At 34.6% G+C, this 11739-nt stretch carries 11 protein-coding genes; 8 read left to right on the top strand and 3 right to left on the bottom strand.

Going from position 1 to position 11739, the window contains the following annotated elements:
- Window positions 1–115 precede the first annotated feature (115 nt).
- From KIT27_06720 to KIT27_06710, 3 genes are all read left to right on the top strand, one after another.
- Window positions 116–499, top strand: coding sequence for a hypothetical protein (locus tag KIT27_06720; protein ID MCW5589342.1), 384 nt, complete (start codon window positions 116–118; stop codon window positions 497–499).
- Window positions 448–1023, top strand: a complete 576-nt coding sequence (locus KIT27_06715; protein ID MCW5589341.1) for a hypothetical protein — start codon at window positions 448–450, stop codon at window positions 1021–1023. The genes KIT27_06720 and KIT27_06715 overlap by 52 nt, the downstream gene beginning before the upstream one ends.
- A 306-nt stretch (window positions 1024–1329) precedes the next feature.
- Window positions 1330–2682: a hypothetical protein gene (locus KIT27_06710; GenBank protein ID MCW5589340.1), complete on the top strand. Its 1353-nt coding sequence runs from the start codon at window positions 1330–1332 to the stop codon at window positions 2680–2682.
- A 351-nt stretch (window positions 2683–3033) separates the two neighbouring features.
- On the opposite strand, the gene KIT27_06705 is transcribed toward KIT27_06710, so the two are convergent.
- Window positions 3034–4476, bottom strand: a complete 1443-nt coding sequence (locus KIT27_06705) for a hypothetical protein (GenBank protein ID MCW5589339.1) — start codon at window positions 4474–4476, stop codon at window positions 3034–3036.
- A 299-nt stretch (window positions 4477–4775) separates the two neighbouring features.
- On the opposite strand from KIT27_06705, the gene KIT27_06700 reads away from it, so the two are divergent.
- Window positions 4776–5876 carry a ThiF family adenylyltransferase gene (locus tag KIT27_06700; protein MCW5589338.1) on the top strand — a complete coding sequence of 367 codons (1101 nt, stop codon included), beginning with the start codon at window positions 4776–4778 and terminating at the stop codon, window positions 5874–5876.
- Between the two features lie 254 nt (window positions 5877–6130).
- Here KIT27_06700 and KIT27_06695 read toward each other — a convergent pair whose 3' ends face one another.
- Window positions 6131–6403 carry a hypothetical protein gene (locus KIT27_06695; GenBank protein MCW5589337.1) on the bottom strand — a complete coding sequence of 91 codons (273 nt, stop codon included), beginning with the start codon at window positions 6401–6403 and terminating at the stop codon, window positions 6131–6133.
- A gap of 221 nt (window positions 6404–6624) precedes the next feature.
- Between KIT27_06695 and KIT27_06690 the strand changes: the two genes are divergently transcribed.
- Together KIT27_06690 and KIT27_06685 are read left to right on the top strand one after the other, a co-directional pair.
- Complete coding sequence (locus KIT27_06690; GenBank protein ID MCW5589336.1) at window positions 6625–7269, top strand: helix-turn-helix transcriptional regulator; 645 nt, start codon at window positions 6625–6627, stop codon at window positions 7267–7269.
- Window positions 7270–7295: 26 nt separating this feature from the next.
- Window positions 7296–7550 carry a hypothetical protein gene (locus tag KIT27_06685; protein ID MCW5589335.1) on the top strand — a complete coding sequence of 85 codons (255 nt, stop codon included), beginning with the start codon at window positions 7296–7298 and terminating at the stop codon, window positions 7548–7550.
- A 213-nt stretch (window positions 7551–7763) separates the two neighbouring features.
- Here the strand turns inward: KIT27_06685 and KIT27_06680 are convergent, their stop codons facing one another.
- Complete coding sequence (locus KIT27_06680) at window positions 7764–9467, bottom strand: Kef family K(+) transporter (GenBank protein MCW5589334.1); 1704 nt, start codon at window positions 9465–9467, stop codon at window positions 7764–7766.
- Between the two features lie 150 nt (window positions 9468–9617).
- On the opposite strand from KIT27_06680, the gene KIT27_06675 reads away from it, so the two are divergent.
- A complete protein-coding gene (locus KIT27_06675; protein MCW5589333.1) occupies window positions 9618–10358 on the top strand; it encodes a response regulator transcription factor in 741 nt (246 codons plus the stop codon).
- Between the two features lie 12 nt (window positions 10359–10370).
- Window positions 10371–11657 carry a hypothetical protein gene (locus tag KIT27_06670; protein ID MCW5589332.1) on the top strand — a complete coding sequence of 429 codons (1287 nt, stop codon included), beginning with the start codon at window positions 10371–10373 and terminating at the stop codon, window positions 11655–11657.
- Window positions 11658–11739 lie beyond the last annotated feature (82 nt).

Raw genomic sequence — 11739 nt, 5'->3', positions numbered from 1 at the left:
CTTATTGAAGTTTTCAATGTAAACTTATTAGAATAAATATGCGCCATGTTTAAATTGTGGTTAATCGTGTAAACAGTTAAACTTATCTCCCATAGTAAACCGACTTGAGACTCCAATGCAAAAGAATCCTCATAAAATTTATACCTTGGCGCTTAGCTATGTGACCGCTAAAGTAATTTTACTAGCTGGTGAGTACAAGCTAGATAAGTTGATTCCTAGTACCGGTATTAGCACACTAGAACTAGCGACAACATTACAATTTAATCACGACGCCCTTAAACGTTTTTTAAGAGTGTTAGAAGCACATGAAATCGTACTTATCTCTCAGGATAGGGTTTATTGCACAGAGTTAACCCCACAATTAGCTCGTGCGAGGTCACCTCATTTAATCAGAGCTTATGAAGCATTTGAAGAATTTGAATTCACCCTTAAAACTCATGAACCTGCCTGGAACAAAAAATTTGGCAAAATAATTTTGATAGTTACCATCGAATTGTAGATGTTGCTGGTGCTCAAGGGCATTTTTTGGGCAATGTATTGAAAAACAATCCTCATCAAACTGGTATCTTATTCGACTTACCAACCGTGGTACAAAACGCTGAAAAAGTTCTAAATGCCTATAATTGTCTGACGCGCGTAACCATAATCGGTGGTGATTTTTTTCAAGGTATTCCCCAAAGTGGTGATCTGTATGTCTTATGCCGCACATTATTGAATTGGAATGATGACATGGCCATTAAAATTCTGAATGAATGCGCAAAAAGTTTGTCTAATGAAGCTAAATTGCTCATTGTCGATTTTATGTTGCCGCAAAAGTCACATCTAGGGTATTTAAGAGCCGTATTAAATGATTTAAATTTGATGGTTAACTGGAATAGCTTAAGTCGTTCTAAAGAAGAATGGTTGAGTTTACTTAATAAGACTAATCTTAGTGTCAATAAAATTATTATCAGTAAGGATAGTGAAACACCAGAGCTATTCATACCGATGATTTTGTTTGAATGTAGAAAAAAATTAAACTAACAATCTTTTCAAGAGAAGCATGCAGGAGTACATTAAATAGTATTATTTAGCGTTATTTTATGTTATTATGTGCTCCAAATATATGTTTAATATTTCAACCATTTTGATGAGTTAAATTTACAAGCTAATGTATCAGTTATAGCCTTTATGTAGGCTTAATTCGCTACACAACTTAAAATATAAACGTTATGAATAAGTGTCAAATTTAATTAAGGTCGTGTATTTACTCAAAGCAATTGGATTCTAGGCGAGGCGCAGAGTTAAAGACACGAAGAAGTAGATATTAATGGAAAGAAGGTTTAATCTATGGAATTATTTACAGCTATTATAAAAAAATGCTTTCAAAAACCAGAGAATTTGCAACATCATTTTATTCTTCTATTACCCATCGTTTTTTCACAAATATTTCAGAGATTTTTCCCTATAATTGATAATCGATATATTGCCGTTTTAGGTCAATCAGCACTATATATACATAATTTACAGTATGTATTTATTACTTTTGGACAATTCATTGGATTAGCAACTTATATAAGTTGTCTAGTATTCTTTAACCGTGAAGAATGTAAAGGTAAGGAAGGCTCAGTACTCATTAATCATTTACTTTTATCAGGAACAATTGCGCTATGCATAGCCATTACCGCAGGGGTATTTTCATATCAATTTGTAACGTTTTGTAAAGTTCAAACATCTTATATTCCCTTAGCAATAGCATATCTACGAATTGGCCTCATAAATATGATTCTTCAAACACTTTATTGCACCGTCGATGGTATATTAGTTGCTTCTAAAAAACAAAATTTTAGTATGAAAATAGCTTTTGTTCTAGTTATTTTAAATATTATTATAGATAGTCAGATTGTTAGTTACTATTTTCACGGAAGTACCACAGTAAATTCTATTTATTATCCAATGATAATATTAATATCCTCTACTACTATATTATATATCCTAGCTATTTCTTCTGGACTTTATTTTCTATCAAAAAATAGAATGGGCTGGGATAAATATCCTTTGCCTATGATTATGAAAGTATGGTGGGGCGAACTAGGTGTTTATTTAATAAGAGGGATTACACCTTTTATTCTTGCTTTGCAATTTGTCTATTTTATAAGTTCTTCAAATTTTTTAGTTACCTATCAACTAACATTACAATTAGCATTTATTATTTGCATGCCATTTGTTGCAGCAATGCAAATAGCAATTAGAGAAGCGTCACAAACTTTTTCTCAAGAATGTAACGAAAATGTCACATGGTGGCCAATATATTTTTATACAGGCATCATTCCAACTTCGTTGTTCTTAACGATCTCTTTACTCTACGTGTCACCTTTATTTAAATTAGTGTATGGTTATATCCCCAATCCTGATCAAATGCAATATGTAATTATTTTTTTGGGAAGTTCGTTTATTGCACAAATAGGCAACGGATTCACTGTGCCTTTACGTGCCACAAAAAATAGCCATATGGTTACAAAAAATTATTTTCTAACTGAAATATTAATTTTAATTGGTATCACAGAAGTGTTTATCTTATTTATTCATGCAACGCCTAAAACATTTGGATTAATAATGACCTTATTCTCAACAGTATTTGCTATTTTGTGTTACAAGGATATTTTGAAACTTGAAAAACGATATGGGAAATCCTTAGTTTGAATATTGAACCGAGATTAAAATTTCCCGATTTAAGCATACATGAAAAGCCATTAAAAACAAAATTTACGCGTATCATATATTAACCCACATTGAGCTACCCCACTTCATAAAAAATTGATTTTATTAAATATAAAAAAAACATTAACTTAGAGTCTTTCTAAGAAAGTTATATTGCTCGTAGAAATGAAGATCGTGCAAATTGATCACTCATAGAAGCAGTTAGTAGAGTGAAAGTTAATGGATCCAGTGAGAAAGGGTTTAAACAACATTAATGTAAGCAAAATTTTACTAATTTGTTCAGAATAAATTCGATTTTTTAATCAGAGGGTAGCTCAATATGGGTATTAATAACTATTTTAAAGCAATATTTCCAAGGTAATACTCGGCATATGGACCTATAGAAATACCAGGAGCATTAAATATATTTTTCACATAAATATCTCTCATTGGGACCGTGATCAATGGTCTTATATAGCATTTATTTGCAATATTATTAATAATTTTTTGATATTGCATTGCGCGCTTATTTAAATCGGTAACGTATTGGCTCTTTTTTATTTTAGAAATAAGATCTTCGTCATGAATTCCAGTGAAATTTTCATCTTTATCTGCGAATACATCTAAATATTCATAACCATCATAATAACTAGATTTTAAGCTAAAAATAATTATATCGCATTTTTTCTTTAAGAAAATTGGAGCAAATTTACTAGGATTTGAAATTGATAAAAGCTTAATGCGAGGTGAAATTTTTTCTATAGTATCTAGATAACCTTTTATAAGATCTTTAGGTATACTAATCCCTATATATGCGACGCATATATCCTTTGTGATTTTTAAGGACGAATAATCTTCAGTGTTAGCATGAATTATTGCTGCAAAATTGAAGTTCTTATTATACCCCAGAGTACCTTGAGGTAGGAAATCATTAGCTATAATTCCAGAGTCACCATATAATTTTTTTAAATCATTATCATCAATTTTTGAAAGAAAAGAGCATCGTGTGCTTTTGTTACTCCAAATAGGTTTAGAAACATTTAACCCGACATAAAGCTGTGACGGATCAAATATTTTTATATCCTGGAAATTAGACAACTTCTTTAAGTTTTGGCTAACTTTCAATGTGATTAAATCATATTTATCAATATCAGCAGACGATATTTGATTTTCATTATTAAAAACAAACTTAATTGGCAATCCCTTATGTATTGGTTCAAGCTGGATTTCCTTTTTTGTAAACTTCAGTATTTTATACCCACCACAACCAATTGGGTTATGCCAAAGAGATTTATTTTTTTCTGCTCTGGCTAAAAAAGATTTTTTATATATTGAATAAATTGGTGATGCAAGCATATTTAAAAGTTGCGGGGCAGGTTTTTTCAAACGGATTAATAACTTTGTTTGATCTATGATTTTAATATCATTAATCCATGAAAAAAAATTTCGATAAAATGCTCGATATTTTTTTATATAATTAAAACTTGCTAAGACGTCATATGTTGTTACGGGAGAACCATCAGTAAATTTTGCATTTTTATTTAATACTATTTGTAATTCTGTAGGAGATATAAATTTAAGAGACTCTGCCGCTTCTAATTTGTAATTACCATTCTGGTTGCGTATCAGTTGACAATTAATTTGTCTCGCAACAAATAAACTCAATACATCCAAAGCATAGGATGGATCAAGTGAAACTTTATTATTTCCAAGAGGGATGGTTAACCCAGCGGCGCTACCACATAAATAACTTAGGGTTGCCAAAACACATAAAATAAATTTAAAACACTTAAGCATCGAGTGGTATCTACCATTTATAATTGCGAAGGAAATTCACGAATTGTTTTTTATAGTAAAAAACATACTATGCAGTAAATTACCATACTTTAACCAATCATAAAAGCTTTTATTTGTTAGGGAAACGCCAGAGAGCCATTCAATATACATCAATTGTTCAGTTGCAAGTCTTATGCTAATATGTCATCTATTGAATAAATGAAGAGGTGTGAGAAATGAGTTTCGAAATAAAAGAAATTGATATAAGTATAGCGGGTACAGCTCAAGTAGCGTAATCAATTTGCTCTAAGTGAAAAATTATGAAAAACACTAGTCGGCCAATACTAAAGGCTATGGTTGAATATTACACATCTGAAGATAAAATATATTTTTTTAAAAGTCCGGGAACAGCCATAGAGCTGGGTGATAGTAAAGGTTTTATCAAAACGGTATGCCAGCTACTGGATGGCAAAAAAACTGTCAAAGAAATAGAAGAAATCCTTAATCACACTCATCCAAAAGAAGTATCATATTTAAATGACCTGCTGACATCACTTGATAAAGCTTATTTACTAGAAGACAATGTCATTCTAAATAGTAAAGAATTTTCACCCTATGAGATTGAACGCTGGGAACGAAATATTGAATTTTTTGGCGCCTACACATCTTCTAGTCATAATAAATTTAATTATCAAAAAAAACTACAAAATACTAAAGTTACACTATTAGGGCTCGGTGGAGCTGGTTCCCATATACTTTATGAACTTGCAGCATTAGGTATACATCAAATACAAGCCGTAGATTTTGATAAAATCGAGTTATCAAATCTCAATAGACAAATAATATACGATGAATCTGATGTGGGTCTACGCAAAGTTGATATTGCAAAAAGAAAAATAAAAGCATTTTTGCCTAATGCAAAACTAAATTTTATTAATATTAAAATATCATCGAATGATGACGTTTCCAATATTATATCTGGCCAAGAGTTTGTTATTAGTGTTATTGATCAACCCAGAAACCAAATCCTAAACTGGGTAAACCAGGCCTGCATCAATGAAAAAGTCCCTTTTATTTGTGGTGCTTTAGATTGGAAATATTGCTTCTTTTATTCAGTCATACCAGGGAAAAGCGGGTGTATTGAATGCTGGAAGAATTCTGCCAGAGAGTCAGGAACATTATTCTTAGATTTCATAGAAAATGATAATTTTGTGAGCTCCAGAATTCCGAATATAACAATTGCACCTTTAGTATCTATTCTAACAGGATTGATGTTATCTGAGTTTATAAAAATCACTACTGATATTCTTGCTCCGAACGCCTTAGGTAATCTGATTGTTTATGATTTTCAATCTAATAAATTACTTGTAAAGGAAACCTGGGAAAAAATGTCGTCATGTAAAATATGCGGGAATATATAGCATACAAAAATCTAATATATTAAATCAGAGAGAGAAAAAAAACCAAATATGGTGAAAATATTACAATAATTTACTAGAATAATGATTCTCCATTACTTTTAATCCTTTTGAATAACTGCAGTTTGCACTTTTGAAACTATCAAAAAAACGAGCAATTACCATAACACACAGAGAACGTATTAATAAACGTGGTAATTGCTCTTATCAGAAAATAGCAAGCCAGGAATTTTCTGCTCGTCTGAAAAATATTTACGTTAATGAATAAGATCGCGAATGGCTTGACGTTCCTGTAATATTTCATAATCGACCCACATCGACATCACGATGCGTAAATCCGTTGCGTTGAGACTAGTGAGAAAATCATCGTGCTGCACGAGTTCTGGCAATGTCAACAAATGAGTTTGCGCATTTTCATGATCGTACAACATTACGCGAGCAATGGATTGATCATAATAATGCTTCACAATTTTAAAACGCGCTAACGGAATGGCTTGGTGATTGACTGGTTGTTCATCGACAGATTGCATTGACTACCCCTATCTCTAACTAAAAATTCGAAAAGACAGTGACATAATACTGAATATTTATTCGAAGTCAAGCGTAATTTTCAAGTTATAACGCGACAAATAGCAATTTTATTCGAATATAGAACGGTTTCGAAATTTCAACACCAAAATTTTAATATAATTTGAATAATTATTCAGTTACTGTTATGCTACCGCTTTTCCGGTGAGAGAGCTAAACACTAATGACCTCCGAAAAGCTCGACAATCTAGACAGTGTATCGAAACGCCTCAAGTATCTCGTTGATACCATGGGGGTTAAACAATCGCATATGGCGGAAAAACTGGGGTTGTCACCTTCTGGATTGCACTATATTCTCAATAATGATGTTAAATTTTCTAAAAATGCGAAAAAAATTGCAGAATATTTGAATGTGAATGAAACTTGGCTAGCCACTGGACAAGGTGAAATTCATCAAGAAAATACGTCAATCAAAACCTACCGCGTACCCTTATATTACCCCGATCAACTGCGCATGTATTATCAAAGTAACGAAAAAAAATCACTAACCACGAATAACTTTATCATCACCTCCCAAGTGTATGAAAATAATTCCATAAGCATTTATGTGACTAGCCATGAATGGGCGCCAAAATTTGAAGTAGGCGATATGATTATATTCGAACAACTGCTTCATTTTAACGATGGCGAAATTATCTTGGCATATACGCGCCCAGCTAATGAGATATTAATTCGCTTTGCACACAAGATGAATGATCATCTTATTTTAAGTTCACCGTTAAATCACCCTAACAAATTAAAATTACACGATGAAGTGATGATTATTGGCGTCTATCGAGAATGTTGGAAACGTTCGAGGAATGGATAATATGATATTTTGTAAAAGGAAACCACATGACCCGTACCATTAAAAAAGTCGCACATGATCTGTTGCCACTGGCAGAAGTGATTTCAGAATTAAGTGCTATTATTTCTCAATTATTAGCAGCCATTGAACCGCAAGCTAATTTTAACGACAAGGCATCAAAACAATATTTTTCCGAGTGTTCGCAAGCCTCGCAAAAATTAGCTATTTCGGCAAAATTAATTCAAGATTATATTCGAGAATTAAATTTTGAAGCTGATCAAGAAGGCATTTTAAAGGAATAGAAAAGTATTTTAATCCGCAAAAAAAACGGGGGAGATACGCAGCATTGTTCTCCCCCATTTTACCAGCACACTTTACATTTGACACGTTAATGTCCCCATAATCCTATGGGGTGGAATTATGGGTTACTCAATTGAGTATGGGAATAGTATAAAATTTGCGAGTAACTTCAAAATGTCAGCGTCACTATTTTTGGTAACAAGATCGTTACATTGTTAATGTTCAGTTTTCCAGTAGGTTAAAGCATAGTGACTCATGCTATGTGCGAGTTCTTTTTCTCCTAAAAATGCTTTTACACGCGCTTGTTTTTCTAAACGTTCAGCTTCTTCCTCAAAATGCGTGCGCACGACAATTTCAATTTTAGGATTCAGCATACGCGCTATTTCAATCATTCTTTGCACATGCAAGGTATTAGGTAATGCGATTACCATTAACTTTGCGCGTGCAATATGAGCTTGAATTAACACACTCGGTTCTGCTGCGTCGCCTGATACCACCGCAATATCTTGATTTCTTAATTCTTCAACTAATTCACGATTTTGATCAACTACGACATAAGGAATATCCTCTTGAATAAAAGCTTGTGCAATCCGGCTTCCCACACGATCACCATAACCCACTAATACAATTTGTTCTGATAAAAATTTTGGCGCTGTAGTCATGGGTAATTCGGTTAAAGGATCTGCTGCGCGTTCAAATTTTCGCGCTAATGCCGAGTGCTTGCGTAGCCAATTTAAAAATGGATTCACTGCGGCAAAAATAAAAGGATTAACTGCGATTGAAATTAATGCGCCGGCTAAAATTAAATTTTGTCCATTGACGGGTAATAAACCGAGGGCAACACCAAGGCCTGCCAGAATAAAAGAAAATTCACCTATTTGGGCGAGACTTACGGAAACCGTTAAAGCCGTGTTGAGTGGATAGCGAAAAAAGAGTACGAGCATAGCAGCTGCAAGCGATTTACCAATGATAATAATTCCCACGACTGCCAATACGTGGAATGGTTCTAAAATTAATATTTTAGGATCAAATAGCATGCCAACGGCAACAAAAAATAATACAGCAAATGCATCGCGAAAGGGTAATGATTCTTCTGCAGCTCGATGACTGAGATCGGAACCGCGCATCATCATTCCTGCAAAAAAAGCCCCTAATGCAAAAGAAACACCAAATAAAATGGAAGCTAAGTAAGCTATACTAATCGCGGCCGCTATCACACTAAGTGTAAATAATTCGCGTGAACCACTACTTGCCACCCACCACAATAATTTTGGGAAAAATCGCCGTCCCAACACTAGCATTAAAGTAATAAAGAGCGCAATTTTCAGCAGAGTTACCCCCAGAATCAACCAGAGAGAATCGCTGCTTTGAAAATGGGGAGAAGCACCACCCAATAATTTTGCCAACGGTGGTAATAGAACCAATACTAAGACCATAACAAGATCTTCAATGACCAACCAACCCACGGCAATTCTACCGTTAATGGATTCCAGTAATCCTTGGCTTTCGAGCGCTCTCAATAAAACCACTGTACTGGCAACCGACAGTGCTAAACCAAAAATTAAAGCACCACCCAAACCAAATCCCCAAGGCAAAGCAACAGCAACCCCTAATAGCGTGGCCACAATAATTTGAATTAATGCACCAGGCACAGCGATTTTACGCACTGTCAGTAAATCGCTAAGAGAAAAATGCAGTCCCACACCAAACATTAATAACATGACACCAATTTCAGATAATTCGTGTGCAATGGAGGTGTTAGCCACAAATCCTGGCGTGAATGGTCCTAGCACGATACCTGCTAATAAATATCCGACTAAAGTGGGAATTTTTAAGCGTGCCGCTATAAATCCAAAGAGCAATGCTAACCCAAATGCAGCCGCGAGCGTAGTAATTAAAGGGAGGGCGTGAGGGGGCAAAAATTTTCTCCAGTAATTTTTTAGAATACTGCAAATACACCATAGCCAAATATTATCACAGAGTTTGAATTTCCAGCAAATTACCGCTTTTCTTAATCTCGTAAGTGCCGTATATTCTTGTCATCCGTTAATAAACCTTATGATGAAACCATGGATAAACGCCTACATATTCTCATCGTTGATGATGATCTGGAAATTTGCCAACTCTTACGAGAATTTTTGGAAAAACATAGTTATCGCGTAACCGTGTGTCATCATGGCGAAGATATGTTGGCGGTTTTGGGGAAAGATAAATTGGATTTAATTTTATTAGATATTATGCTTCCTGGGGATGATGGTTTTAGTTTATGCCGAAAAATTCGCGAAAAACTCACAACACCTATTATCATGCTTACTGCCATGAACAGTGAAGCGGATGTCGTTGCCGGTTTAGAAACCGGTGCAGATGATTTTGTCGCCAAACCATTTAGCCCACGTCAATTATTAGCACGAATTAAAGCGGTTTTGCGCCGTGCCCGCAACGCTATTTTAAGTGATAACCCCAGCGATGGAAAACTCATCCCTTTACCCCGTATTCAATTTCGTAATTGGATTTTGGATCAGAATAAACGTCGTTTACAAGCCGCCGATGGCGTCGTCGTGCCACTTTCCGCGGGAGAATTTGATTTATTAATCGCCTTTGTAAATAACCCCCATCGAGTTTTAACTCGTGATCAATTATTAGATTTAACTCGGGAACGCGAAGCAGGTCCCTTTGATCGCACCATTGACGTGCAAGTAGGCCGATTACGGCGTAAAATCGAGACTGATCCTAAAAATCCAGAAATGATAAAAACCGTGCGCGGTGGTGGCTATCAATTTTGTGTGAATGTCGACATTCTTAGCGATTAAAAGGCGGTACTCATGTTAAAATCATTTCGTTTATTTCCAGGCAGTATGGGACGCCAAACTTTTTTATTATTATTTATTGGCTTTTTAATTATTCAATTTTCGAGTTTTTTAATTTACGATTTGTATCACAGTTATGTTCTGCATAATCCAGGTCGTAACGAATTAGCCAATCGCATTTCGCAAATCGTCCGTATTGCCTTAGTGGTACCGCGCGATGAATTAGAACATATTATTAGTGCCGTTAATAATTCCGATCTCACTATTGCACTAGATAAATCTCCCAAAGATAAATCTGTCATTATTCATCATGCTAATCCACTACGCATTCGTAATTATATTAATAATATTCAAGATAATAAATTTCAATTATCACTTAATTTAGATGATGGTAATTGGTTAAACATTAATGGTCAATTTGTTGAATCAAGCCATATCTTAGTTTTTTTTACGGTAATTACCTTATTACTCATGGCTGGTGCAGCATTTTTATTATGCGCATGGGCAGTGCGTCGTTTAGCATTGCCACTAGTCAATTTTTTCAGTGCAGCAAAACGCTTAAGTATTGATGTTAATGCACCTCCATTAGCTGAACAAGGACCGCTAGAAATTAAACAAGCCACCCGTGCTTTTAACGAAATGCAAACTCGCATTAAACGCTTAATTACCAATCGTACGCAAATGTTAGCAGCAATTTCTCATGATTTACGCACACCAATAACCCGACTTAAATTACGCGCTGAATTAATTGACGATCACGAACAATATCAACGTATATTACGCGATCTAGAAGACATGGAGGCGATGATTTCAGCCACCATGAATTTTGCACGTGATGATTATCAAGATGAAATGATGGAAAAATTCGATTTTGATGCATTTATGGAAGCGCTGTGTTTAGATTTAGCGGATGCTGGATTGAATGTTCATTATGAGAATTATGAAAAGCGTTTAATTTATTACAGTAAACCTAACTCGCTAAAACGCGTATTTAGTAATTTAATTGAAAATGCGGTGAAGTACGGTAATCTCGCGGTAGTAAAATTATTAGAAAAAAATGATCATATTATTGTTGAAATCAGCGACCAAGGTCCTGGCATTCCCGAAAAAGAAATGGAAAAAGTATTCGAACCTTTTTATCGCGTGGAAGGATCGCGCTCTCGTCAAACGGGCGGAACTGGCTTAGGTTTAGCCGTGGCCAGAGATATTATTCACGCGTTGGGTGGCGATATCTCTTTAATCAATCTAGCCGAAGGCGGGTTAAAAGTGAGTATTATGCTGCAAAAAAATACCTTAAGTTAGGAGATACTAGGTATCCTAGCTTTGAGCGTACTTAAATCTTATGCGCTTGAATTTGCCTAAAAAGTTGATTATATTTCTTATA

The sequence above is a fragment of the Legionellales bacterium genome (assembly GCA_026125385.1).
Lineage (GTDB): Bacteria > Pseudomonadota > Gammaproteobacteria > JAHCLG01 > JAHCLG01 > JAHCLG01.
Note: the sequence above shows the minus strand (reverse complement) of the source record. Positions and strands in the feature narration are given on the sequence as shown.